Raw genomic sequence first — 25,169 nt, 5'->3', positions numbered from 1 at the left:
TATATGCGTAAAGGTTATAGTCTTAAAGTACTGATGATGTCGGCGCTGGCATTAACAATTGCGGGTTGTGCCAGCCAACAAGGCGGAAGCCCTCAAGTGCGTGATTTAAGCCAAGCACGCCAAGCGGTGGAAAACTCACCCCAGTACACCGTTAAAGCGGGCGACACGCTGTATGGCATCGCATGGCAGCACAATTTGGATTATCGCCAGTTGGCGGCAATGAACAATATTGATGCGCCGTACCAAATTCGGCCAGGGCAAACCATTGCCCTGCGCGAAGGCGCCTCAACGTCATCAGTCGCCAGTAGCCAGCCTGCCGCTAATAACAATGGTGGTGGCGCCGTGGCGACCGGACTGAATCCGCAAGCAGCCTCTGTTGCGAGTGATGACCAGGAACTCGACTGGCTGTTGCCCGACGAATCCGCGATTCAACGTAACCAGCGCCTAACCGCTGAACGCGATGCCGTAGAGGCTGCGGAACAAGTGGCTGATTCTTCGCCTAGCAGTGAAGAAAATACCTCTTCCTCCACGCCTGAGCCTGAAGTGGTCGCAGCTGCCGAACCTGAGCCTGCCGCTCAGCCGGAACCTGAGCCAGCGTCAGAACCTGAACCGCAGCCAGTATCAGAACCCGAGCCACAGCCTGAAGCTGCTCCAGCTACACAAAGTGCCAGCGTTGACCGCTCTTCGCGTACCTATACGCCTGCTGAAACGATCAATTGGCAATGGCCTGCCGATGGCAACGTCGTCGGGGCATTTGGACAAGGCGATAGCATCACTGCCGGGATTGATATCACCGGTGAAAAGGGGCAACCTGTTAAAGCAGCTGGGCCCGGTATTGTGGTTTATGCGGGCAGCGGCGTCAGGGGTTATGGCAACCTCATCCTTCTCAAGCACAACGACCAATTCCTGAGTGCGTATGCGCATAACGATAGCTTACGGGTCAGTGAAAATGACGTGGTAGAAGCGGGTGAAGTGATTGCGACGATGGGGGATAGTGACGCAGAAAATGTCCGATTGCACTTCGAGGTTCGCCGTGATGGCCAGCCTCAAGATCCCATGGACTTTCTGCCTTCCCGCTAATGCACTCACCGGTAGCGTGGAAGGCCAGCGTTTAACTTGGAAGTTGCCCGAATCGCTGTATTCGAGCGTCATATAACAATTGTCACATAACAATATGGTGTGCGCCTTAGAGCGCACCCCTTTGACTTTCTAAATGGCGGGTAGGCGAAACACGGGGGTAAGGCCATGAGTATGTTGGAGAAAGATCTACAGGAGGTTGACCTGGAGGCTGCTGAGGAGGCACTTGATAATACCGATGATGACATCGCGGTAGAAGAAGATGCTTTTGAAAAAGCGCTAGGGCGTGAGGATCGACAATCGACCCAAAGCTTGGATGCAACGCAAATCTACCTCAACGAAATCGGCTTTTCGCCATTATTAACGCCAGAAGAGGAAGTATATTACGGCCGATTAGCGCGTAAGGGCGACCCGCTGGGACGCTCACGGATGATTGAGTCCAATTTGCGGCTGGTGGTGAAGATTGCCCGCCGCTACCTTAACCGCGGCTTAACGCTGCTGGATTTGATCGAAGAGGGTAATTTGGGCTTGATCCGCGCCGTTGAAAAGTTTGACCCCGAACGGGGTTTTCGTTTTTCAACGTATGCCACTTGGTGGATTCGACAAACCATTGAGCGCGCGTTGATGAACCAAACGCGTACAATCCGTTTGCCGATTCATGTGGTCAAAGAGCTCAATATCTACCTGCGCGCGGCGCGCGAATTGACCCAGAAGTTTGACCATGAGGCCACTGCTGAAGAGATCGCCGAGCACCTGGACAAACCGGTCGAGGTGGTCAAAAAGATGCTCGGCCTCAATGAGCGCGTATCGTCCGTTGATTACCCGATGGGCGGTGAGAGCGATAAGCCGCTGATCGATACGTTGACCGACGATGAGGTGCAGGGGCCTGAAGCGCGTCTGGTGGATGGCGATGTCAAAGAGCACGTTGATCTTTGGCTTGATGAGCTGAGCGAAAAACAGCGTGAAGTTGTCGTGCGCCGCTTTGGCTTACGCGGCCACGAATCCGCCACCCTGGAAGAAGTGGGCGCCGAAATCGGTTTAACCCGCGAGCGAGTTCGCCAGATTCAAGTCGAAGCGCTGAAAAAGCTGCGTCGTTCGCTGGAAAAACAGGGTCTCTCGTTAGAAGCTTTGTTTGAAACTTAAGTGTTTGAAGCGCAACAAAGGTGATTATTAAACGCGCCTTCCCTCTAAGCCGAGCAAGTACCTATAGGTGCTTGCTCGGTTTTTTATCGCTGACATTTTTTGTTAATAAGCATTTATTGCTGAATCAGGTAAGTGAGAAAACCTATGCGCCCCCTTGTGGCCGATATTGATCTGGACGCGCTGCGTCACAACTATCAATTGGCGTGCCGCTGTGCGCCCCAAAGCCGCTCAGTGGCCGTTATCAAAGCTGATGCTTACGGGCATGGTGCGCTAGCGTGCGCTCAAGCGCTGGAGGCCCATGCTCCCGCGTTTGCCGTCGCCTGTATCGAAGAGGCTCTCGCGTTGCGTAAAGGTGGCATTACGAAGCCTATCGTTCTGCTTGAAGGCATCTTCAGTACTGATGAGTTGGCGCTGGTGGACACCCACGGTTTCTGGATCGCGGTGCATAGCCAGTGGCAGGTTGATGCACTGTTGGCGGCCACGCCACGCCAGCCCATCCCGGTATGGTTAAAAGTCGACTCCGGCATGCACCGCCTGGGCTTTGCCATTGAAGAGGCCGCTGCCATCTGGCGCCAGCTTCTTGCTGCGCCGAGTGTGGCTTCGCTGCACCTGATGAGCCATTTTGCCACTGCCGATGCTCAGGATAGCCGTTATTTCACTCAGCAAATGGCACGGCTCCAGGAGTTGACCAGTGAGCTAGAAGCGCCGCTATGCCTAGCCAACTCACCGGCGACCTTGGCGTGGCCGGTGGCACATGGTGACTGGAACCGGCCAGGCGTCATGCTCTACGGCAGCGACCCCTTAGAAGTCGCCAATGACATCACCCGGCAACTGAAGCCAGTGATGACTCTGCGCTCTGAAATTATCGCCCTGCGAGAGCTAGAAGAGGGCGAGCCCGTGGGCTACAGCGGGCGCTGGCGTGCGCCGCGGCGTTCACGCATTGCCGTGGTTGCCTGCGGCTACGGTGACGGCTATGACCGCCATGCCCGCGATGGTACGCCAGTGCTGGTAAACGGCCAACGCTGCGCGATTGCCGGTAAAGTCTCTATGGATATGCTCACGGTGGATGTAACAGACGTGCCCGATGCCGCCATTGGCAGCGAAGTCGTATTATGGGGTAGCGCTAGCAACGGCGAAGTACTGCCGGTGGATGAAGTGGCCCGTTACTGCGATACGATCAGCTATACCCTGCTGACGGGGGTACTGCCCCGGGCGCCTCGGCGTTATCATGGGCGTTCTGATTAAACGGTTGTTTTTATGTCAAAATCACGTTATCCACGTTCGTTTGCCCACCCGCGTTACTGGCCCACTTGGCTCGGGATTGGTGCCATGTATGTTGCCGCCTGGCTGCCCTGGCGGCTAAAAATGAGTATTGGCAAAGGGCTTGGGTTGCTCGCATGGCGCTTTGCCAAGCGGCGGCGGCGCATTACCGACACCAATATAGCGCTGTGCTTTCCCGAAAAGAGCGCCGAACAACAGCGGCAACTCGTCAAAGAGTCATTCATCGCTAATGGCATTGGTCTCGTCGAAACCGCGACGGGCTGGTGTCGAAATGGCGAAAGCTTACGCCACCGAGTTGCTTATATTGGCGAAGAGCACATGGCCCGTGCTCAGGCGCGAGGCAAAGGGGTGGTCATTATCGGTGTTCACTTCTCATCGCTCGATTTAGGCGGTGCCTTACACGCGCTATTTTTCTCTGCTGACGCTGTCTATCGCCCGCATAACAACCCGCTGTTTGAGCGCTTTATGACTCGCGCTCGTGGACGCAACTTTGGAGTCGCGATTGACCGTTACGATCTGCGTGGGGCTGTGCGGCAGCTTAAGGCAGGCCGGATGGTGTGGTACTCGCCGGATCAGGATTTTGGCCGCGATGTCAGTGTGTTTGCACCGTTGTTTGGTCAGCAGGCTGCGACGATTCGCTTAACGGCCAAGCTTGCGCGTATGACCGGCGCGTCGGTGGTGCCGATGATGTTTCACCGCAACCCTGATAATGCGACGTACACCATCGAGAGCCTGCCAGCGTTAGAAGGGTTTCCGAGCAATGACGAGGTAGCCGATGCGACCAAGGTCAATCAGTTTATTGAGCAGGCCATTCGCAAGCACCCGGAGCAATATCTGTGGCTGCATAGACGCTTTAAGACCCGCCCCGAAGGCGAGCCCAGCGTTTATTGATCCCATATAAGCGCCACAAAAAAAGCCAGCGTTAGCTGGCTTTTGGCATTCAGAGGCGTCGCTTAATCCAAGTTACGAGAGTAAAAAATCTCCAGCATCTCTTTACGCAAACGGCTCTCAATATCACGTGCTTCTTCAAAGGTAATATCGCGGCGAGACGTACCGAACAGGTAATTTTCCAGCTCGAAATCTTTGAGCAGCATCTTGGTATGGAACATGTTTTCCTGATACACGTTTACATCCATCATCTGATACGCATGCTTGGTATCGTCAGCAAGGTAGTCTTGGATGGAGGTAATGCCGTGATCAATAAACAGCTTCTTGCCGTCTACGTCACGGGTGAAGCCGCGTACCCGATAATCCATGGTGACAATGTCGGAGTCGAAGCTGTGGATCAGGTAGTTCAGCGCTTTAAGCGGGCTGATATGACCACAGGTCGAGACATCGATATCGAGACGGAAGGTGCTGATGCCGTTGTCAGGATGCGACTCAGGATAGCTGTGCACCGTAACGTGACTCTTATCTAAGTGCCCAACCACCGTTTCTGGCAGTGGACCGGGGCCCGGCTTAATCTGCTCAGGCGCGGCGTCATCCAGCTCATGCTCGGCAATCAGGATCGTCACGCTTGCGCCGTGGGGCTCATAGTCCTGGCGGGCGATATTCAGCACATGAGCGCCGATAATGTTGGTGACGTCTTTCAGGATCTGCGTCAAACGTTCGGCGTTGTAGAGCTCATCGATATAGTCGATATAAGCCGCACGCTGCTCTTCGGTTTTGGCGTAACAAATGTCGTAAATGTTGAAGCTCAAAGAGCTTGTCAGGTTGTTAAACCCGTGGAGTCGGAGATTATCTGTCATGTCCGAGCCTCCTTATGGCAGGTGAAGACACCCCGACGAGCCAGCGCCGGAACCGATAAGACGTTGCCACCATCGCTGCGGTGTAACCCCACCCGATAAAGCAGGGCGGTGACAGCACAGGTGAAGGTAAAACAAGCGGGCGTATTATGCCCGTCAAGGCGATTGCTTGCATCCGACTGAACTACTTTTTTTGCCGCCGCGGTTGGGCAAGCGGCGGCGCTAGCCGAGAGAGCCAAGCGCTGCCCGTGCAAACAGCCGCTCAAGCCTCGATAATCTCAAAAGAGTGAGTGATCTCTACGCCGCCATTAACCAGCATGATCGACGCGCTGCAGTACTTTTCAGCAGAGAGTTCAACGGCGCGCTGAACCTGCTTCTCTTTCAATGCATGCCCAGTCACTACGAAATGAACGTGGATCTTGGTAAAGACGGCGGGCACTTCATCAGCGCGTTCAGCGTCAAGTTCCGCGACACAGTCGGTGACATTGGCACGCGCTTTATCGAGAATGTTCAAGATGTCAAAAGCGGTGCAACTGCCCATGCCCATCAACAGCATTTCCATGGGGCGGGGCCCCGTATTGCGGCCACCGTGGTCGGGCGGACCGTCGATGACAACGCTGTGCCCGCTACCGGATTCCGCCACAAATTGACGGCCTTCTGTCCATTTTACCCGTGCTTTCACGCGGCTCTCCTCATCTAGGCGACGAAAGGTAAGTCGCGCAGCATAACATTTCTTGGCCTGCGCGCCTCTTCTCGGGGCTCTTCTCAATGTCCCTGTTTTTCATCACCGGCATTATTAATCATGGTCAGTGTAAGGCATCTCCCAACCGCCTTCGCAAATGGCTCGCTTATCCGCCACTTCCGGATTGTAAAGATAGACCCAGGCACGACCAAAGCGGGTGGCTATTTGCTGGCGGTCATACTCGCCCTGCGCGGGGGCATCGATACGGTAGTCCTCCAGCCGGTCTAGCTGGGCCAGCTGGCCAACGCTGACCTCATAAACCTCTATAGTGACGCCTTTGGATGGCTGCCATTTTGCGCCGGGGTAGGGGCCGATATCATAGAGCGTGAGGGCGCGGGTGGTGTCGCTCCCCAGTCGCCTGGCGCCGTTTAACCAGTGGGCGTTGTTGAAACCCTGCTTCAGCGTGCCATAGACCGCTACGCGGGGCGTATCAGCGATTGCCTCACGTAAATAGTCTGGATGCATCGGCTAGTCCTTCCCGCGCGGTCGTTGGAATTGGAGCTGGCTTTCCAATGCCGCCAGCCGTTCAGGCGTGCCCACATCGACCCATTGCCCCGTGTAATGTTCCCCACTCACCCGTTGGTCATCAATAGCGGTCCTGAGCAGTGGCGCTAATGTAAAGGCGCCCTGAGGCTGACCGGCTAACAATGCTGGGTGAATCACACTGATGCCCGCGAAGGTCAACCGCTCATTGCTGGTTTGATTAACGCGCCCTCCCGCTAGCCCAAAATCGCCGTCGGGGTGGTGGGAAGGATTATCTACCAGCACCAAATGCGCTAAATCATCGCCTTGCAGCGCTTGTACGTTGGGCAACGCTTCACACCAGACATCGCCGTTAATAAGTAGAAAAGGTGCTTCACCCAGCAGCGGTAGGGCTTGCTGAATACCGCCACCGGTTTCCAAAGGCTCTGTTTCACGGCTCCAATGAATACGCAGCCCAAAAGCATCGCCATTACCCAGGGCATCAATAATCTGCTCGGCACGGTAGCTGACATTAATGACGACTTCATGAATCCCCGCTTCGTGAAGACGCGCCAGATGATGCACGATGAGCGGCTTACCCGCGACGGGTAACAGGGGCTTGGGGCAGTGATCCGTGAGCGGTCGCATCCGCTTGCCGAGCCCTGCGGCTAAGATCATTGCTTTCATTACGTCATTTCCGCTAGTCGTTTCATGAGGGCGGGGCGAAAGGTGAGCGTGACCCACTCAGTGAAATCAGTCTGCTCGGTCAGGAACGAAAGACTATCCTCCAGATGATCCAAAAAGTGCGGCAAGCGCTCAAGATAGCCACTTTTTTGATCGCGTAGCGTTAAACGGCAAAATATGCCCAGCACTTTCAGCGAGCGCTGAGCGGCCATGGCATGGCACTGGATTAGGAAGGTGGCAAAATCGACCCGGCTGGGAAGACGACCATCACGGCGGGCCTGCTGATAAAATGCGCTGACGAAGTCGCTAAACTCCTCATCGCTAAAGCGGCAGTAGCGCCCCCGCAACAATGAGATAAGGTCGTAGCTTAGCGGGCCTGCCACCGCGTCCTGAAAGTCGATCATGAATAAACGCTGGTCGTGTACCATCAGGTTCATAGCATCGAAATCGCGGTGCACACTGACCACCGGCTGGGCCAGCGCTTGCTGAATAAGCTGCTCGCGCAGGGGGTGCCAGCTTTCGGGTGGCGGTAGCTTCAGCCAAGCACCCAAGCACCATTCGGGAAACAGATCGAGCTCCCGGCCAAGCAGCGCCCTATCATAAGCGGGCAGTGATTCGGGGCTGGCGCGGTTTTGCAGCTCGGCGATGAGCGTTAGGGCCTGCGCATGGTACGCCTGTGTGGTAGCGTCGTCGGTAAACAAGTTTTGTAGCGGTGTGTTGCCCAGGTCATCAAGCAGCAGGAAGCCGTCCGCCAAGTTGGCGGCATGCACCTTGGGTACCGCCAAGCCTGCGCTGTGCCAACGTTGGGCGATGGCGACAAAAGGGTGTGAGTCCTCCTGTTCAGGCGGGGCATCCATTACTACCTGGGTAGAGCCGTCGGGTAATGTGAGGCGAAAATAACGCCGGAAACTTGCATCGCCCACGGCGGATGAAAGCGTAATATCGGCCTTGGAAAGGCCGTTTTGTTGGGCAGCCCACGTGGTGAGGGCGTTAATCCGATAAGAGGACATGCAAGCTCCTTGCTGGTCGGGCATCATGCGGGCTGTATAATACCGATTCTGGATGCCAAGGATAACGAACATGGGCAAGCGATTTTCGCGCACGTTGCCAGTTGCGCATACGCTGATGGGCAGTTTGCTTGCTGGCGCCTCGTTTACAGCGGTGGCTCAAGGTCAAAACATGCCCGCAGAGGCGTTAGACTGGCAAGCCTGGGGGGAAGAAGAGGCGGCCAATCAATTGTGCCGGGGGCGCTACGTGATGCCCAGCTACCGCTTACCCGCGGAAGAGAACCCGGAAACCCTCTCACTTGAGGCCAGCGACGTCGATTACGCCGCCAATGGCGAGGCGTTGTTGCGCGGTGATGTGGTGCTTCGGCGCGGCAATGAGGAAGTAGAAGCGGAGCGTGTCTTTTTACCCGCCGACCGTGAGCAGGTCGATGCTGAAGGCAATATCGCCATACGTGACGGACGTGCATTGGTGCGCGGCGAGCAGGCGATGCTGAGGCTAAACGAAGACCGGGCGACGTTGGGGAATAGCCATTATGTGCTTTACGACCAGCACCTGCGCGGTCAGGCAAATCAGTTAGAGCAGACGGCAGAGGGCGAGTATCGTCTGCAGGACGCCAGCTTCACGACCTGTGACCCAGGCGCCAATAGCTGGGAATTGGTGAGCAGTGATATTCGATTATACCAAGCAGAAGGCTTTGGCACCGCGCGTCATGCCCGACTGCATGTTAAAGATGTCCCGGTGTTTTACTGGCCTTGGCTACGTTTTCCCATTGACGATCGTCGTCACACCGGGCTCCTGTCCCCGTCAATCGGCTTTTCAACAGACGGTTTTGATTATACTCAGCCATTTTATTGGAATATTGCTGCTAACCACGATGCAACCATCACGCCGCGCTGGATGAGCGACCACGGGTTGCTAATGAACGGTGAGTACCGCTACTTGTTTGAAGAGAGTGCGGGCATCGTCGAAGGCGGCTATTTAAATAGTGATAACGGCGGCTCCGGCGGTGGAGAAAATCGCTTTGAAGGTGAGGATCGTTGGTATGTGGATGCCCGCCATGCAGGGCGGGTAAACGAGCGTAGCATTTACCGGCTGCGCTATGGTGCGGCCAGCGACGGGCGCTATTTTGATGACTTTGGTGGCGAGTTCGGTGAAAGTGATCGCGCCAGCATGGAGCGCTTGGCCCAGGTCGATTACCGTGGCCAGCGCTGGCAGTTAGATGCCCGTGCCCAAGGCTTTCAGCGTCTGGAAGACCCGCTCAGCGATAGCGATAAGCCCTTTTATCAACTGCCGAGCCTGAGTGCCAACGCGAACTGGCAGTTCGACAACGGCCTCTACACCCAGTGGCGCTCTAATGCGACCTATTTTTGGCGCGATGTGGATGAGCGCCGTGTGCCGGAGCGTGAGGCGGCCACCGGTAGCCGATTGCACCTTACGCCTGTTGTTGGCTGGCGCTTTGAACGGCCTTGGGGCTATTTAGAGCCGCGTACTGAACTGTGGAACACCGCCTATGAGTTGGATTATGGCGAGCGAGAAACGGAGCGGGGTGACTCGCCCAGCCGCAGCATTGCGCTGACCTCAATCGATAGCGGGTTGGTCTTTGAGCGCGAGCTGGCCCTCGGCGGGCGCGACTATCGCCAAACCTTGGAACCGCGTCTGAACTACGCCTACGTGCCACGTACCGATCAAACTGAGCTGCCGGACTTTGACAGTCGAGAACGTGTGTTCTCCTGGGATCAGCTCTGGTCCGCCCAGCGCTTTTCCGGCACTGACCGCGTGGGTGATCTCAACCGGCTCTCTTATGGCGTGCAGTCGCGCCTACTTGAGGATGCGTCCGGTCGTGATCGACTTTCGTTTGGGGTCGGGCAGAGTGTTTACTTTGATGATCGCCGAATCGATAGCGAAGGCGATGCGGATACGCTGCCGGATCGGCCGGAAGAAAACCCCAACGTTAATCCTGAAAGCTACTATCAGGCCACCCGGGATCGTTCACCACTAGTGACCCGCCTTGATTGGCAAATTAATGATCGCTGGAGCAGTGGCTACGAATGGCTCTACGATGATCACCGTGATCGCACCGAACGCTCAAGCGTTGATGTACGTTATCGCCATCCCGAAGGGCACGTAGTGAACCTTGGCTACCGTTGGGAGATCGAAGGATTTGACCCGGGTGTGTTGCAGGGCGACGACGGCTTTCGCGACTATAACCGTGAAGAGTGGGATCTGTCGTTTGCCTGGAAAGCCAGCACTAGCATTGATTTGATCGGTCGCTACCTTCACGATCAAACCAATGACCGCTCGCTTGAGCAGCTGGCAGGCGTGCAGTGGAATAACTGCTGTTATGGCCTGCAGCTTGTTTGGCGTGAATGGGTCGATGACGATGATACTGCCCGCATTGATGATGATTTTAATGATCGCGGGCTTTTTTTGCGCTTCGTGTTCCGTGGCTTAGGTGGCGTTGGCCAGAATGCGGACAGCTATTTTGAACAGACCATTCCTGGCTATCGTCCGACCGCCCTGTAAATGACTTCCATAGAATGGCTAATGAAAGAGACGTTTGTAATGAAAATGAGAAAGCCCTTGCTAGGCCGAATGAAACAGCTCTCTGCGGGTAGCCTACTCGCCCTCTGCGTTGGCGCTGGCCTTGCGTTGGCGCCGCTGACACTCCAGGCGCAGAATTTCCAATCCACTCAGCGTCAGGCATTGGATAGTGTCGTGGCCGTGGTCAATAACGATGTGATCATGCGCAGCGAATTGGATGATCGTATGGCGCAAATTGAGCAGCAGGCCCAGACGCAGGGCGGTAATCTTCCTCCCCGCTCCCAGCTTGAGCGGCAAGTGCTTGAGCGTATGGTGATGGAAGAGATTCAGCTACAAATGGCGGAAGATGCCAGTCTGACGATTGATGATACTGAGCTAAACGGTCAGGTGCGCTCGATTGCCGAATCCAACGGTATGACGCTGGATGAGTTTGCTGATGCCGTGGAAGCTGACGGCATGACGCTGGCGAGCGTGCGCGAAGATATTCGCCGCGAAATGCTGATGCGTCAGGTGCAGCAGCGCCAAATCAGTAATCGTGTGACGGTTAGTGATCGTGACGTTGAGCGTTTTCTTGACCAGCAGCAGGGGCAGGCCGGCGAGCAGAACTTCATTGAAGAGACGCGGGCCCGCCACGTATTAATCGAGCTGACGCCTAATCGCGATGAAAACCAGGCGCGAGCGCGAGCCGAAGAAGTGCGCCAGCGCTTGTCTCAGGGAGATGATTTTGCCTCCGTGGCGCGCGAGTATAGCGATGACAGCGGCACTGCACTCAACGGGGGTGAGCTTGGCTGGGTGCGCCCAGGGCAAACTGTTCCTGCGTTTGAGGAAGCAATGCGTGACCTAGGCGTTAACCAGATATCCCAGCCGGTGCGCTCTCAGTTCGGCTACCACGTGATTGAGGTGGAAGAGCGTCGCCGCCAGAACGTTACTCAGGAGAGTCAGCGCGAGCAGGTTCGCCAAGCGATCTTCCAGCGTCGCGCGAACGAAGAGCTTGAAACCTGGCAGCAAGAGATTCGCTCACAGGCTTTTGTTGATGTTCGTCTCTAATGGTAGCTGGGACTTCAAGGGCTGATAGCGCGCTGCCGGTGGTCATCACCACCGGCGAACCAGCGGGCATCGGTCCTGAACTAACGCTAATGCTTGCAGCCGGGGGGGGGCTTCCTCCAAATACCGTGGCCATTGGCGATCCGGAAATGCTGCGCCAGCGCGCAATTGCGCTGGGGCTGGATGTTACGGTGGTAGAGTGTTCGGTGGGTGAGTGCCCAAGTGGCGACAATGCCTTACCTGTTTGGTCCGTCGCTCTTAATGCCCCTTCCTCGCCAGGTGTGCTTAATCCAGCTAACGCCGATTACGTACTTGCCACCCTGGCAATGGCGGTCGATGCTTGTCAACACGGCCTCGCCGCTGCCATGGTGACCGCACCGCTGCACAAAGGCGTAATTATTGACGGCGGTCACCCTGGCTTTACCGGCCATACCGAATGGCTGCGTGATGCCTGTGGCGTTGATGACGTCGTGATGATGCTGGCCACCGACGCGGCGCTACATGCGGCATCGCCAAGCTGGCAGGGTAGTGGCGATTTACGTGTTGCTCTGGTGACCACCCACTTGCCTCTGCGCAACGTCGCCGACGCTATCACCTTTGAGCGGGTCACTTGCATTAGTCGCTTACTGGCGATTGGTTTGCAGCACCAGTTCGGGATTGCTAAACCGCGCATTGCAGTGTGTGGCTTAAACCCGCATGCCGGTGAAAATGGCCACCTGGGCCACGAAGAGCTGGATATTATTATTCCCGCGCTTGATGCCCTTCGCGCTGAGGGAATGGATATCCTTGGCCCGTTGCCCGCCGACACACTATTTACCCCGCGGCACTTGGCAGGTGTCGATGCAGTGTTGGCGATGTACCATGACCAGGGCTTGGCAGTGTTAAAATATGCAGGCTTTGGTCAGGCTGCCAATATTACCCTGGGCTTGCCATTGGTACGCACTTCGGTCGACCATGGCACCGCGTTGGATCTGGCTGGCAAAGGCGTGGCAGACCCCGGCAGCCTGAAAGTCGCTATCGCCCTTGCACGCCGTCTATCTACCCAGCGGTTGTCTGCTACTGTCTAGCGTTTGCTGCGAAATACTCCCGATTGAATCCGCACTCCAAGGAACACCGTTTGATGTCTACTGTGCCCCAACACCGCGCTCGTAAACGCTTTGGTCAGAACTTTTTGCGCGACCTTGGCATTATTTCGCGGATCGTTCGTGCCGTTGGCCCGCGCTCGACGGATCGCCTTGTCGAAATTGGCCCAGGGCAGGGTGCACTGACCGAGCCGCTGCTGGAAGCGGCAGGGCATTTAGAAGTCATTGAGCTCGACCGCGATCTGATCCCTGGCCTGCGCGTGCAGTTTTTTAACTACCCCGACTTTGTGATACACGAAGGCGATGCGCTGAAGTTTGATTTTGCCGCGCTGAAAGGCGATGGGCCTGCGCTGCGCGTGGTGGGTAATCTGCCTTACAACATCTCCACGCCGTTGATAATTCACCTGCTTGCCGCAGGAAGTGCGATAGAAGATATGCACTTCATGCTGCAAAAAGAAGTCGTTGAGCGCTTGGCTGCTGAACCGGGCGGTGCTGATTGGGGGCGTCTTTCGGTCATGGCGCAGTACTACTGTAGTGTCGAGCAGCTATTTATTGTGCCGCCGGAAGCCTTTGTGCCGCAGCCCAAGGTTGAGTCGGCCATTGTGCGTTTAACGCCTCATGCGACCCTGCCTCATACAGCAGAAGACCCCACGCTGCTGTTTGAGTTGGTAAAGCTCGCGTTTGGACAGCGGCGCAAAACGCTGCGCAATAACTTTAAAGGGCGCGTGAGCCCTGAAATCCTTGAAGAATTAGGTATTGATCCTATCCGCCGTCCGCAAACACTGACGGTCGCCGAGTACGTGGCGATTGCCAATCGAGTCGCCGCCGATGAGCAGGCGAGCAGTGAGCGGGGCAGCCAAGCGTGAGTGGTCTAACTATCGAGGTAAACGTTGCGCCTAGCTACCGTGCCGATGAGTCCAATGATGCGGAGTCGCGCTACGTCTTCAGCTATACCATCACCGTCCATAATCAAAGCCCCCATAGCGTGCAGCTCATGGCGCGCTACTGGAAAATCACCCAGGGTAGCGGCGAGTGCCAGGAAGTGCGCGGCAAAGGCGTCGTCGGGCAGCAGCCGCTGATTGGCCCTGGCCAGAGCTTTCGCTATACCAGCCGTGCCATTCTTCAAACGCCGGTGGGAGTCATGGAAGGCGCCTATACGTTGCTAGACACATCTACGCAACGCGCGTTTGAAGTGGCTATCACACCGTTTAGGTTGGCGGTACCGCTCCAGCTTCACTAGATGTCTGCGTTAACCTGCTCTCCAGATGATCGCAAAGCCGCAGGGCCAGCTGCACTAGCGTTAATGTAGGGTTGGCGTGCCCCGCGCTGGCAAACACGCTGGAGCCCGCCACGTAGCAATTTTCCTGGGCAAATAGACGGCAGTCGGGGTTAACGATACCCGTCTCGGCAGCAAGGCTCATGCGCGTGCCGCCCATGTGGTGACGTCCAGCTAGTTCGCCTTCCGTGGGCAGTTGCACAGGCGTATCGGCAAGCCAATCAGCCATCTGTAGTCTGCCCACCTCATTGTCACGTAGGTATTCACCCAGCAGCAGCATGCTCTCGCGAATGGTGCGGCGATCCAGCTCAGACTGCTGCCATACCAAGCGGCTGCGGGGAACGCCCAGTTCATCCAGCTCATCGCTCAGTTCGATACGGTTCTCAAAGCGCGGCTCCTGTTCCCAGGCGGCTCTTAATACCACGCCATGGATTACCTGCCCTTGGGCTTGCCAGACACGTATCCGTCCCGCCAGCGTAGGGGCTTGATCAGCGAGCTCATCAATCAGCGCCTGAGTGGTTTCAGTGTTCATACGGTGCAAGCGCAGCCCACAGTTGAGTATTTGACGTGAATCGAGGGATGCAGCAGTGGGGGAGAGAAACACGTTGTATTCGTCGTCTAGCCCCAGCGCCGCTGGCTTGAACAACAGTGCCTTGCCCACCGTGGCGTGAGGGTGCTCCATCCAGTAGCGCCCCAGCGTGCCCGCCTGCGGTATTAGCTGTCCATTGGCTTGCTGGTTGCACCACAGCAACAAACGTGAGTTTTCGATACCGCCGCAGGCGAGCACAAAATAGCGCGCATGTACCAAGCGGTAGTCCCCTTGGTAATTCTTGAAAGTGGCACTGGTGACGTGGCCATCTTGGGTTTCCAGTGCCACTAGGTTGGCCGTTAAGCAGCACTCAAGCGTCATCGAATCGCGCAGCGTAGCGGCAAATTTATCTTTCAGCCGTGTCGGGTTGCCCAGAGAAAAATAGATGCGTTTAAACCCAGCCCCAGCGATGGATTGGTCTGCGGGCGTCGTCGCCAAGTCGAGTAACTTAGCGGCAGAGCGGTAGTAGGGTGAAAGCGCATCACGGCCAATGGGCCAAGCTGTCTCGCTGGCAGCTGATTTGGCGGTGAAGTCATAGCGATCCAACGGACGACAGACGCCTCCCCAGTGATTGGTCGAGCCACCTAAATGGCGTAGGCGAGCGCCATATAAAGGAATATAAGGGTCGCCGATGGTTTCACCCCGATAACAATCCTGGGAGCGTTCGCTGTAGTCCGCATCGCCACCTTCGCACAGCAGCACGCGATGCCCCCGCTCCGACAGGGTGACCGCCATGGAAATACCTGCTGCACCCGCGCCGATAATGCATACATCCACGGCGTCACGCTGTTCGCTAATAGCCTCAAAATTGATATACATCAGCGGTCACTAGCCTTAAGCAACCAACCGTTCACCACCACCGAAGCGATAGGTGGGGAAGTTTTAGCGGTAAAGGTCTGGGCGATCGGCAACAGTGTTGTACCGGGCAGCACTACAGCGCCGATGCCCGCCAGGGTAACCACCCGTAGTAGCCCACGCCGCGTATGATCCATAGCCATATGAGTATCGTTTTCCTTAACAGTAGTGACGAGGCAGCCATGCTTATGAAAGGCGATTTCGCTGCTGGACGTGTCTCTTGAGAGCGCCTGCGCGCATTTTTATAGTGATCCACGTTCGCTACTTTCACCAGTGTTAATCATCAAGATAAATAACCGACGGCAGGCAGAACAGGCAAGTGAGGTGGTAGTATTTAGCCCATTCATTTCATTAAAAAGGCCTCACGCATGAGCACCTATGCGATCGGCGATTTACATGGCTGCCATGCTGAATTCGTAGCGCTGCTGGAGAAACTCAGTTTTAACCCTGCGCGGGATACGCTTTGGCTAGTCGGCGATTTGATTAATCGCGGCCCCGGTTCTTTAGCGTGCTTGCGGGAGGTGCGCGCGCTCGGTAGCGCCGCAAAAAGCGTATTGGGCAATCATGACTTCCATTTGCTGGTCGTGGCCCGTGGTGGCGGTAAGCTTAAAAAAAATGACACCCTGAGCGATATTCTTGGTGCCCCTGACCGGGAGGAACTGCTGGATTGGCTTCAAAGCCAGCCCCTTAGCGTGTTTGAGCACCGGATACTAATGACCCATGCCGGGCTGCTGCCCCAGTGGAGCGTTCCTCAGGCCGAAGCGCTCGGGCGGGAAGTTCAGGCGGCGCTAGCGAGTGAAACATCAGGGCAGTTTTTAACCCAGCTATTCGGCAACCAGCCGGACATCTGGCGCGACGATCTAGAAGGCATGGACCGGCTACGTTTGATTGTGAATGTGTTCACTCGGATGCGCTTTATTGATGCCCAAGGGCGTTTAGAGTTTGCCGCGAAAGAGGGGCTTGATAGTGCCCCAGAAGGTTTTCTACCTTGGTTTCAATACCCGCGTGCCGATGATATTCAACTGCTGTTTGGCCACTGGGCTGCCCTTGAAGGGGAGACTCCTCAGGCGCAGGTGCCCGTCGAGGCGCTTGATACAGGCTGTGTTTGGGGCGGGCGATTAACCGCGCTAAACCTGACCAATGGCGAGCGCACTAGCGTGCCCAGTCAGCAGCGGGGGAGATAGGGAAAACAATGGAAAAAAGTGACACTAACAAACGGAGTGACCCCCGTTTAGCAGGCCTACAGGTTTATCGTGTAGGCGGCGCGGTGCGTGACGCTTTGCTGGGTTGGTCGGTTGTCGATAATGATTGGGTCGTGGTGGGGGCGACGCCAGAGGCCATGCGCAAGCGTGGTTTTAAGCCAGTGGGTCGCGACTTCCCGGTTTTTTTGCACCCAGAAACAGCTGAGGAGTATGCCCTTGCCCGCACCGAGCGAAAGTCTGGCCACGGCTACGCAGGGTTTGATGTTCACGCCAGCCCCGATGTCACGCTGGAAGAGGATTTGTTACGCCGTGACCTAACCATCAATGCAATTGCCCAGAGCATTGAGGGGGAGTTAACCGACCCGTTTAATGGGCAGGGCGATATTGAACAGCGTGTGCTGCGGCATATCTCAATGGCGTTTAGCGAAGACCCGCTGCGGGTACTGCGTACTGCGCGCTTTTTAGCCCGCTATGCATCGCGGGGATTCACCATAGCCGATGAAACCCTGGCATTGATGCGCCAAGTGAGCCACAGCGGTGAACTTGAGCATTTGGCCGCCGAGCGGGTGTGGGTGGAAACCGAAAAGGCGCTGGGCGAACCAAGCCCGGACGTTTATTTCACCACCCTAGAGCGCTGTGAGGCGCTGCCCATCTGGTTTCCCGAACTTATGGGGTCGGTGTTGCCGCAAGGTTTAGCTGCGCTGGGTCAAACGCCCCAAAGCAGCACGCTAGCAGTGGCCCACTGGCGCTACGCGCAGTTGGTGTCACCGCTCACCGCCGAACAGCGTGATGCCTTAGCAACGCGGTTAAAGTTGCCTAACGCCGTGGCCCAGCTTGCCCGTCATACCGCGCTCACTTATGCGCTGCTTACCGCGCCACTGGATGGCCCGAATGTGCTGCATTGGCTGGAGCGGTTGGATGGCTGGCGCAAGCCCGAGCAGGTCGAGGCGCAGTTGGCATTAGTGAGCGTGCTGGCGCCGGAGCAAGTGAAGCGGCTTGGCAGCGCTTGGCTAGCGGCTCGCGAGGTGGGGCCGCAGGCGTTAATGGCGGAAGGATATCAGGGGGCAGCGCTGGGTGAGGCAATACGCGTGCGGCGGGGGCAAGTCGTGGCGGTGGCACTTGAGTAGCTGGTTATCGACGGGCCGCTGCCAAGCGAGGAAGCTCGTCTGACTGAGAGATCCAGCGGCCACGCCAGCTAAAATCAACCGCCCAGAGGCGTTGGCTGCCTAGTTCGAAGGTTTTCCATAGCGAAGCGTAAGAGGTGTCACACAAGGGGTGGCGTTCAGTGGGTAGCAATTCAGCAAGCGGCTGCAGCACGAACGCATTATGAGTGATTTCGCTGCGTGGCAACGTGACATCATCGATGGTGCCGCAGAGGCTGCCCACGGTAAGCAAGTCGATATCCAACGCGCGGGGGCTGAATTTAGCAGTGTCGGGAAGGCGACCGTGTTCTATTTCCAGCTGCTTACTCCAAGCCTGAAGCTCCCCGGGTGACCAGTCACTGTGAAAGGCTACTACCAAATTATAGAAATTGCGGCTGTCGGTAAAACCCACTGGCTCGCTTTCAAAAACACGTGAGATTTGCAGCGAGCCAAAGGTCTCCGCGAGCGCATCAAGGCAGTAGCGGATATGCCGAGTGGGATAAATATTGCTGCCTAAGCTGACAGTAACCAGCTTCATGCGCTGGGCTCCTGCGTTGCCTCTGGTAAGGCGCCGCGGGTAATTTCCAAACCGACGCTGACAGCGTTGGGCACTGCGCCGGGTTTACGCACGGTGAGGCGCAACCAATTGATTGGAAATTCTGTGCGCAGGTACTCTGCGAGGCGTTCGGCGAAAGTTTCGACCAGGGCGAATTGATGAGCATCGGCAAATGTCTGGATGCGCTGACAAATGGCCGCGTAATCCAGCGTGAGGCGTAAATCATCGGTCGCTGCCGCTGAACGTATATCGGTTGCCAGCACCAAGTCCAAGCTCAGCGACTGCTGAATCGAACGCTCCCAATCATAGACACCGATAACTGTGTCGACGGTTAACGCTTCAATCAAAATGCGATCCATCTGCCTTCCCCCAGCTGCAACAAGCGGGCGATTGTACGTTAGGATGGGGCTAAACGACAGCGAGCCAGGCTATCGAGACGGTCTATAAAGCGAGCAGAGCGCCATGGAATGGATAGTAGTGGGTTATTTAAGCGGCAGTTGGTTGGCAGCGCTGAGCGTTTGCCGCCTAGCGGGTGTGGGTGACCCACGCCAACATGGCTCGTTTAACCCTGGGTTTTCTAACGTATTGCGCCTTTATGGCCCCCGTTTGGCGGCCGTTACTCTGCTGCTAGATGCCTTAAAAGCCATGCCCGCTGTTTTAGGGGCCAAGCTTATGAACTGCCCAGTATGGTTGCAAGGGCTGGTTGGGCTGGCCGTGCTGCTTGGACACAGTTTTCCCTTATGGCATCACTTTCGTGGCGGAAAGGCAGTTGCCAGCGCGTTTGGTGTACTGCTGATATTGGTGCCCAATGTGGCGCTATTAAGCGCCGTCATTTGGGCGCTACTGGCGTGGCGGCTAAAGACGGCGGCGATGGCATCACTAGCCAGTGCTTTGGTGGCGCCGCTTATATGCGCTTGGCTAGCGCCTGCGTATTTTATGGTGGTCGGCGGCTTCAGCCTGCTGGTGCTGGCCCGCCACGGGCTCAATATTCGTCGACTTCGACGCGGTGAAGAGCCGCCGTTTCGCGGCTCCTAGAGCGCAGCTAGCTATCAGCGGCAACCGGGGGTGTCAGTTGATCCAGCGGCCAACGGGGGGTTGCCTGCATTATGCCGTAGGTGTCGCACTCGCCTGCTGCCAAGCGTTGAGCGCCTACATAGGCAATCATGGCGCCATTGTCGGTGCAGAAGCGCCCGCGTGGGTAGTAGGCGCGGGCATGGCGTTTTTTACACTCAACGTGTAGTCGTTCGCGCAGGCGATGATTGGCACTAACCCCACCCGCCACCACTAAACGTTTCAAACCGGTTTGATCCAGTGCTCTACGGCACTTAATGACCAGCGTATCAACCACGGCTTCTTCAAAGGCGCGGGCTACGTCGGCACGTGCTTGGTCGTCGAGTTCACCAGCTGCCTCCAATTGGCGAATGGCGGTCATGGTGTGGGTTTTTAAGCCGGAAAAACTAAAATCGAGCCCTGGACGGTCGGTCATCGGGCGTGGGAAGCGAAAACGCTTGGGATCCCCTTGTTCCGCCAGTTTGGCGACTTGAGGCCCGCCTGGATAGGCCAAGCCCAGCATTTTGGCAGCTTTATCAAACGCTTCACCCGCGGCGTCATCCACCGATTCGCCGAGCAGCTGATAGCGACCTAGCCCTTGCACTTCGACCAACTGGGTATGGCCACCGGATACCAGCAGCGCCACGAAAGGGAACTCGGGGGGCTCGTCTTCCAGCATCGGTGCCAGTAAATGGCCTTCCATATGGTGTACACCGAGCACGGGGATGTTTAACGCTCGTGCCATGCCGTGGGCGGTGCTGGCGCCCACCATTAATGCACCGACTAAGCCCGGGCCAGCGGTATAAGTAATGCCGTCCAGGTCGTGACGCGTTAGCTTGGCATCGCTGAGCACCTGCTCAATCAGCGGTAGCAGTTTTCGGGTGTGATCGCGAGAAGCGAGTTCGGGTACCACACCACCAAATTCGGCGTGCATGGCGATTTGACTGTAAAGCGCGTCGGCAAGCAGCCCTTTGCCGCCGGTTAGCGAAGTGTCATAAAGCGCAACGCCCGTTTCGTCGCAGGATGTCTCAATGCCCAGAACACGCATAAATAAGGGACTCTCAAAGGATGTGCAAAAATATAAAGGTGAAAATCACAAGGTCAGTAGTCTAGCATTGTCGCTGCAAACGAGCGTAAGCATTTGCAAAGATGGCCAACGGCGACTAGACTACTGTGCGCTGTAAAACTGGGTCGTACACTGTATTCTGAACCGCAATATCGCAGTGTACGTACTATCCGAACTCAAGACTCCTTAAGGTAGGTGAGTGCTTAATGCCTTCTGTAAAAGTACGTGATAACGAGCCGTTTGACGTCGCCCTGCGTCGCTTCAAGCGTTCTTGCGAAAAAGCCGGTGTTCTTTCTGAAGTACGCCGCCGCGAGCACTATGAGAAGCCGACTGCTGAGCGTAAACGCAAAGCGGCAGCTGCCGTAAAACGCCACGCTAAGAAAGTCCAGCGTGAGCAAAAGCGTTTCGAACGGCTCTATTGATCCGTACCCGAGGGGGCCGGAGCAATTAGCTGGTCGTCTCAAGAGGGATGCCAAGCGGCCGCCACTAGGTGGCCGTTTGTTTTTGACTGTCGTTTTTAATGCTTTCGTTGGTTAAGACCGTCGCTGTTTATGATGATCTGATCTGGTAATGGGTCTGATGACCTTAGGCAGTGTTTTTAAAAACTGGTTTTGAAAACAGATTTTAAAAACAGGGCTTTTAAAAACAGTCTCGAAAGTTAGCGCTTTGCGCGAGGATGCCCGTAGTTCATGGCAGGCCAAATTCCACAGCGTTTCATTGATGACCTGTTAGGCCGCGTTGATGTGGTTGAGGTGGTCGGTGAGCGTGTGCAGCTTAAAAAAGCCGGCCGTAACTACTCCGGGCTATGTCCCTTTCATCAAGAAAAGACCCCGTCGTTTACCGTCAGCGCGGATAAGCAGTTTTATCACTGCTTTGGCTGTGGCGCTAATGGGAATGCACTACGCTTCTTGATGGAGTACGACAAGCTGCCATTTCCCGAAGCAGTAGAGCAGTTGGCCGGGCGCTTGGGTATTGAGGTGCCTCGCGAAGGCGCTGACGACCCACGTGCTCAGCAACGCGAAAAGAAGCGCAAAGAGGGCGTTAACCTGCTCGAACTCGCCGCCAGTTTTTATCGTGAGCGATTGAAGATGCAGGAAGGGCAGCCCGCCCAGCGTTATTTGGCGGGGCGTGGGCTCTCGGATGAGGTGATCAAGACCTACGGCATTGGCTATGCCCCAGCGGGTTGGGAGGCGCTGAAGCAGCATCTCAGCGAGCGTGGTATTGGTGAGCCGGTTCAGGTGGAGTATGGCCTGCTGATTCATCGTGAAGATACCGGGCGTACCTATGACCGCTTTCGGGATCGGGTCATGTTTCCGATTCGTGATTTACGTGGGCGTACGATTGCGTTCGGCGGGCGGGTAATGGGTGATGATCAGCCCAAATACCTCAACTCGCCGGAAACACCCGTGTTCCACAAAGGCCGTGAGCTTTACGGCCTGTATGAGGCGCGCCAAGCCTCTAGCAAGCTTGAGCAACTTGTTATGGTCGAAGGCTATATGGATGTGGTGGCGCTGGCGCAATTCGGTATTTATAACGCCGTGGCGACGCTGGGTACCGCCACTACGGAAGACCATTTGACCCGCCTGTTTCGACTGGTGAGTCGTGTGGTGTTCTGTTTTGACGGCGACCGTGCGGGAAGGCAGGCAGCTAGCCGGGCGTTGGAAACCGCGTTGCCGCAAATGATCGATGGCCGTGAAGCGCGCTTTCTGTTTCTGCCGGAAGGTGACGACCCGGATACTCTGGTGCGCCGTGAAGGCACCCAGGCGTTTCAGGATCGCGTCACCTGTGCCATGCCGCTGTCGGAGTTTCTGTTCGAGCAGGCGGCCCAAGGACGCGACTTAAATACGGTGGAAGGGCGCGAGCGATTTGCCAGCCAGGTGCTTGAAGCATTGAACAAAGTGCCTGATGGCATGCTCAAATCACTACTGCTTGAGTCCTTGGCGCAGCGTAGTGGGTTGGCGCAAGAGCAGTTGAAAGTATTGCTAGAAAAGCGTACCCAAGCGGCACAGCGCCATCTGGCGCAAGGGGAGCTGGAGCAGGGTGAGACTGACTCGACTTCAGGAAGTCCCAGCGCGGTCAAATTGGCGTCTACTCAGCCATCGCGTTCCCGCTCTCAGGTGCTTTCTCCTGTCGGGCGTATTGTTCAGCTTCTGCTGCATGAGCCTAATTTGGTTTCAGCGCTGCCTGATCATTTGGAGTGGTTGCCAGAGGATGACGATACGCCGCTATGCCGAGAGCTGGTTGAACTGCTCAAAGCAGGGCGTTACCGCAGTCCGCAGGTGGTGTTGGCGCATTTTCAGGGCAGTCAGCAGGGGCAAGCTTTGGCAGCCTTCGCTAAGCGCGAATTGTTGATTCCAAAGGCAGATAGGGAAGCAGAGCTGAATGGCTGGGTGGAACATCTGCAGCATGTTCAGCGTCAGCGTTCTCCGCAAGAGGAGTACGCAGCGTTGCTGGCGCAGGAGCGCGCCGGACAAAAGTTAGATAAGGAGCAGCGCCAGCGTTTGGCAAGCTTGGTAATGGAGCTTGCACAGCGCCAATAAGGCGGTGTTTTGAGCGATGGGGTTGAATTCCTGCCGTATCAACACCAAATATAAGGTCAGCCACCGAGCGTTGGCCTAACCGAACAACCTAACACACCTGAATGACCGCGCAAATACGTCGAGCTGGAAAATTTCCTGCTTTTTACGCTATACTGTACGGCTTGTTGAGTTTAATCGATTCAGCGCTCCAGGTGTTTCATTCTTCTTCGTCGAGATAGGGTTTCTATGGCTGGAAATGCGCAGCAGCAGTCGCGTCTGAAGGAGTTGATCGCACGCGGCAAGGAACAGGGCTACCTGACCTATGCCGAGGTCAACGACCATCTACCCGAGGATATCGCCGACCCGGATCAAGTGGAAGACATCATTGGCATGATCAACGACATGGGTATAAGTGTCGCTGAAGAAGCGCCAGATGAAGACACTTTGATGATGTCGGATCAATCCACGGACGAGTCCGCTGCGGAAGAGGCCGTAGCGGCCCTTGCCGCCGTGGAAAGCGATGTAGGCCGCACCACTGACCCCGTCCGCATGTACATGCGTGAAATGGGCACGGTTGAGCTTCTTACCCGTGAAGGCGAAATTGAAATCGCCAAGCGGATCGAAGAGGGCACCCGTGAAGTGATGTCGTCTCTGGCCTATTTGCCGGGTGCCGTCGCGTCTATTCTAGACGCCTACGACGCTACCCAGGATGAAGAAGCGCCGGGGCGTCTTTCGGATCTATTTTCTGGTTTCATCGACCCGGATGAAGGTATTCCTGGTGTAGCAGAGGCCGAAGTGCCTGAGCCGGAACCCGAGCCCGAGATTGACGACGACGTTGATAGTGATGATGAAGAAGACGAGGACTCCACCGCCAGCGAAGGCGGTCCGGATCCCGAAGAAGCGCGTGCGCGTTTTGAGCAGATTCGCGAGCAGAACGCTTTAGTCGAAGCGGCGTTTGCCAAGCATGGTCGCGGTAGTGCCGAGCTAAAGGCCGAGCAGACTCGTCTAGCCGTGCTTTTCTCGCCGATCAAGCTGGTCCCCAAGCACTTTGAGCGCCTGGTTGGCCAAGTGCGTATCAGTGTCGAGCAAGTGCGTGCCCAGGAAAAAGCGGTCATGCAGCTGTGCGTGAAAAAAGCCAAGGTGCCGCGCAAAACCTTTATCAAGTCGTTTCCGGGTAACGAGTCACGCAAAACGTGGCTGGATGATTTTCAGGCAGCGCAGAGCAAGTACGCTGACCGTCTTGAGCCGCTGCGCGCCGATATCGCTCGTGCCCAGCGCAAGATCGCCTTTGAAGAAGACATGGTGCAGCTCTCGGTTGCCGATCTCAAAGAGGTAAACCGCAAGCTCTCCATTGGCGAAGCGAAAGCGCGTCGCGCCAAGAAAGAGATGGTTGAAGCTAACTTGCGCTTGGTTATCTCGATTGCCAAGAAGTACACCAACCGTGGTTTGCAGTTCCTGGATCTCATTCAGGAAGGCAACATCGGTCTGATGAAAGCGGTCGACAAGTTCGAATACCGCCGTGGCTACAAGTTCTCGACCTATGCCACGTGGTGGATTCGTCAGGCAATCACCCGTTCGATTGCTGATCAGGCGCGCACCATTCGTATTCCGGTGCATATGATTGAGACCATCAACAAGCTCAATCGCGTTTCGCGTCAAATGCTGCAGGAAATGGGTCGTGAGCCGACGCCGGAAGAGCTCGGCGAACGCTTGGAAATGCCCGAAGACAAAGTACGCAAGGTGCTCAAAATCGCCAAAGAGCCGATCTCCATGGAGACGCCGATTGGTGACGATGATGATTCACACCTGGGCGACTTTATCGAAGATGGCACCATGCTGCTGCCGATCGATATGGCCACCGGTGAAGGCCTTATCGAAGCGACGCGTAACGTATTAGGTGGCTTGACTGCACGCGAAGCAAAAGTGCTGCGTATGCGTTTTGGTATCGATATGAATACCGACCATACGTTGGAAGAGGTAGGCAAGCAGTTTGACGTGACGCGTGAGCGAATCCGTCAGATTGAAGCCAAAGCGTTGCGTAAGCTGCGTCACCCCAGCCGCTCTGAGCCGCTGCGTTCATTCCTTGATGAGTGATCGATAGCTGC

General features: G+C 56.2%; 25 protein-coding genes. 15 read left to right on the top strand and 10 right to left on the bottom strand.

All coding sequences use genetic code 11. The annotated features are described in order from the left end of the window. Positions 1-3: 3 nt before the first annotated feature. From ACWI0H_RS15985 to lpxL, 4 genes are all read left to right on the top strand, one after another. Positions 4-1,080, top strand: coding sequence for a peptidoglycan DD-metalloendopeptidase family protein (locus ACWI0H_RS15985; RefSeq protein WP_101145213.1), 1,077 nt, complete (start codon positions 4-6; stop codon positions 1,078-1,080). 165 nt (positions 1,081-1,245) lie between these two features. Beyond that, on the top strand, positions 1,246-2,220 hold the full coding sequence (rpoS, locus tag ACWI0H_RS15980; protein ID WP_035558949.1) for an RNA polymerase sigma factor RpoS: 975 nt from the start codon (positions 1,246-1,248) through the stop codon (positions 2,218-2,220). 144 nt (positions 2,221-2,364) lie between these two features. Further along, complete coding sequence (gene alr / locus ACWI0H_RS15975) at positions 2,365-3,465, top strand: alanine racemase (RefSeq protein WP_101145214.1); 1,101 nt, start codon at positions 2,365-2,367, stop codon at positions 3,463-3,465. A gap of 12 nt (positions 3,466-3,477) precedes the next feature. Beyond that, on the top strand, positions 3,478-4,392 hold the full coding sequence (lpxL, locus tag ACWI0H_RS15970) for an LpxL/LpxP family Kdo(2)-lipid IV(A) lauroyl/palmitoleoyl acyltransferase (protein ID WP_336274135.1): 915 nt from the start codon (positions 3,478-3,480) through the stop codon (positions 4,390-4,392). A gap of 62 nt (positions 4,393-4,454) precedes the next feature. On the opposite strand, the gene speD is transcribed toward lpxL, so the two are convergent. The 5 genes from speD to ACWI0H_RS15945 form a co-directional block, all read right to left on the bottom strand. After that, positions 4,455-5,249, bottom strand: a complete 795-nt coding sequence (gene speD, locus ACWI0H_RS15965; RefSeq protein ID WP_008956331.1) for an adenosylmethionine decarboxylase — start codon at positions 5,247-5,249, stop codon at positions 4,455-4,457. Positions 5,250-5,508: 259 nt separating this feature from the next. Further along, positions 5,509-5,928, bottom strand: a complete 420-nt coding sequence (locus ACWI0H_RS15960) for an OsmC family protein (RefSeq protein WP_008956332.1) — start codon at positions 5,926-5,928, stop codon at positions 5,509-5,511. Between the two features lie 114 nt (positions 5,929-6,042). Next, positions 6,043-6,453 (bottom strand): gamma-glutamylcyclotransferase family protein, encoded by a 411-nt coding sequence (locus tag ACWI0H_RS15955; protein ID WP_472953372.1) that lies wholly within the window; start codon positions 6,451-6,453, stop codon positions 6,043-6,045. A 3-nt stretch (positions 6,454-6,456) separates the two neighbouring features. Then, positions 6,457-7,137 (bottom strand): N-acetylmuramate alpha-1-phosphate uridylyltransferase MurU, encoded by a 681-nt coding sequence (gene murU / locus ACWI0H_RS15950; RefSeq protein WP_472953370.1) that lies wholly within the window; start codon positions 7,135-7,137, stop codon positions 6,457-6,459. After that, a complete protein-coding gene (locus tag ACWI0H_RS15945; RefSeq protein ID WP_101145219.1) occupies positions 7,137-8,144 on the bottom strand; it encodes an aminoglycoside phosphotransferase family protein in 1,008 nt (335 codons plus the stop codon). Before ACWI0H_RS15945 ends, murU begins: the two co-directional genes overlap by 1 nt. A 70-nt stretch (positions 8,145-8,214) precedes the next feature. Between ACWI0H_RS15945 and ACWI0H_RS15940 the strand changes: the two genes are divergently transcribed. Genes ACWI0H_RS15940 through apaG form a run of 5 tightly spaced genes read left to right on the top strand, consistent with a single transcriptional unit; the run spans position 8,215 to position 14,049 of the window. Then, entirely contained in the window at positions 8,215-10,665 is a 2,451-nt protein-coding gene (locus tag ACWI0H_RS15940; protein WP_101145220.1) for an LPS-assembly protein LptD, read from the top strand. A gap of 39 nt (positions 10,666-10,704) precedes the next feature. Beyond that, a complete protein-coding gene (locus ACWI0H_RS15935) occupies positions 10,705-11,730 on the top strand; it encodes a peptidylprolyl isomerase (protein WP_101145221.1) in 1,026 nt (341 codons plus the stop codon). Next, positions 11,730-12,794 (top strand): 4-hydroxythreonine-4-phosphate dehydrogenase PdxA, encoded by a 1,065-nt coding sequence (pdxA, locus tag ACWI0H_RS15930; protein ID WP_101145222.1) that lies wholly within the window; start codon positions 11,730-11,732, stop codon positions 12,792-12,794. The genes ACWI0H_RS15935 and pdxA overlap by 1 nt, the downstream gene beginning before the upstream one ends. A 53-nt stretch (positions 12,795-12,847) precedes the next feature. Continuing rightward, positions 12,848-13,675: a 16S rRNA (adenine(1518)-N(6)/adenine(1519)-N(6))-dimethyltransferase RsmA gene (gene rsmA, locus ACWI0H_RS15925; RefSeq protein ID WP_035558921.1), complete on the top strand. Its 828-nt coding sequence runs from the start codon at positions 12,848-12,850 to the stop codon at positions 13,673-13,675. Then, complete coding sequence (gene apaG, locus ACWI0H_RS15920; RefSeq protein ID WP_008956340.1) at positions 13,672-14,049, top strand: Co2+/Mg2+ efflux protein ApaG; 378 nt, start codon at positions 13,672-13,674, stop codon at positions 14,047-14,049. The genes rsmA and apaG overlap by 4 nt, the downstream gene beginning before the upstream one ends. Here apaG and ACWI0H_RS15915 read toward each other — a convergent pair. Beyond that, positions 14,018-15,493 (bottom strand): FAD-dependent oxidoreductase, encoded by a 1,476-nt coding sequence (locus tag ACWI0H_RS15915; RefSeq protein ID WP_336268471.1) that lies wholly within the window; start codon positions 15,491-15,493, stop codon positions 14,018-14,020. The genes apaG and ACWI0H_RS15915 overlap by 32 nt on opposite strands. After that, positions 15,493-15,672 (bottom strand): hypothetical protein, encoded by a 180-nt coding sequence (locus tag ACWI0H_RS15910; RefSeq protein WP_336268472.1) that lies wholly within the window; start codon positions 15,670-15,672, stop codon positions 15,493-15,495. Before ACWI0H_RS15910 ends, ACWI0H_RS15915 begins: the two co-directional genes overlap by 1 nt. A gap of 225 nt (positions 15,673-15,897) precedes the next feature. On the opposite strand from ACWI0H_RS15910, the gene ACWI0H_RS15905 reads away from it, so the two are divergent. Next, positions 15,898-16,713: a symmetrical bis(5'-nucleosyl)-tetraphosphatase gene (locus tag ACWI0H_RS15905; protein WP_176304452.1), complete on the top strand. Its 816-nt coding sequence runs from the start codon at positions 15,898-15,900 to the stop codon at positions 16,711-16,713. Between the two features lie 8 nt (positions 16,714-16,721). Continuing rightward, positions 16,722-17,858 carry a tRNA nucleotidyltransferase/poly(A) polymerase-related protein gene (locus ACWI0H_RS15900; RefSeq protein ID WP_336274130.1) on the top strand — a complete coding sequence of 379 codons (1,137 nt, stop codon included), beginning with the start codon at positions 16,722-16,724 and terminating at the stop codon, positions 17,856-17,858. Positions 17,859-17,862: 4 nt separating this feature from the next. On the opposite strand, the gene folK is transcribed toward ACWI0H_RS15900, so the two are convergent. Both folK and folB read right to left on the bottom strand, forming a co-directional pair. Continuing rightward, the gene (gene folK, locus ACWI0H_RS15895; RefSeq protein ID WP_176304454.1) at positions 17,863-18,411 is read right to left on the bottom strand and encodes a 2-amino-4-hydroxy-6-hydroxymethyldihydropteridine diphosphokinase; all 549 of its coding nucleotides are present in this window, start codon (positions 18,409-18,411) and stop codon (positions 17,863-17,865) included. Continuing rightward, positions 18,408-18,788 (bottom strand): dihydroneopterin aldolase, encoded by a 381-nt coding sequence (gene folB, locus ACWI0H_RS15890; protein WP_101145228.1) that lies wholly within the window; start codon positions 18,786-18,788, stop codon positions 18,408-18,410. The genes folK and folB overlap by 4 nt, the downstream gene beginning before the upstream one ends. A 103-nt stretch (positions 18,789-18,891) precedes the next feature. On the opposite strand from folB, the gene plsY reads away from it, so the two are divergent. Beyond that, complete coding sequence (gene plsY, locus ACWI0H_RS15885; protein ID WP_339883525.1) at positions 18,892-19,464, top strand: glycerol-3-phosphate 1-O-acyltransferase PlsY; 573 nt, start codon at positions 18,892-18,894, stop codon at positions 19,462-19,464. A 7-nt stretch (positions 19,465-19,471) separates the two neighbouring features. Here plsY and tsaD read toward each other — a convergent pair whose 3' ends face one another. Further along, entirely contained in the window at positions 19,472-20,527 is a 1,056-nt protein-coding gene (gene tsaD, locus ACWI0H_RS15880; protein ID WP_485873936.1) for a tRNA (adenosine(37)-N6)-threonylcarbamoyltransferase complex transferase subunit TsaD, read from the bottom strand. Between the two features lie 224 nt (positions 20,528-20,751). Here tsaD and rpsU point away from each other — a divergent pair, with 224 nt between their 5' ends. From rpsU to rpoD, 3 genes are all read left to right on the top strand, one after another. Beyond that, positions 20,752-20,967 carry a 30S ribosomal protein S21 gene (rpsU, locus tag ACWI0H_RS15875; protein WP_008956349.1) on the top strand — a complete coding sequence of 72 codons (216 nt, stop codon included), beginning with the start codon at positions 20,752-20,754 and terminating at the stop codon, positions 20,965-20,967. Positions 20,968-21,234: 267 nt separating this feature from the next. Continuing rightward, the gene (gene dnaG / locus ACWI0H_RS15870) at positions 21,235-23,085 is read left to right on the top strand and encodes a DNA primase (protein WP_485873935.1); all 1,851 of its coding nucleotides are present in this window, start codon (positions 21,235-21,237) and stop codon (positions 23,083-23,085) included. A 225-nt stretch (positions 23,086-23,310) separates the two neighbouring features. Beyond that, positions 23,311-25,158 carry an RNA polymerase sigma factor RpoD gene (gene rpoD, locus ACWI0H_RS15865; RefSeq protein WP_336274127.1) on the top strand — a complete coding sequence of 616 codons (1,848 nt, stop codon included), beginning with the start codon at positions 23,311-23,313 and terminating at the stop codon, positions 25,156-25,158. The last annotated feature ends 11 nt before the right edge of the window (positions 25,159-25,169 follow it).

This window comes from Halomonas sp. NYA30 (genome assembly GCF_976980765.1).
This window is presented reverse-complemented; position numbering and strand designations above follow the sequence as displayed.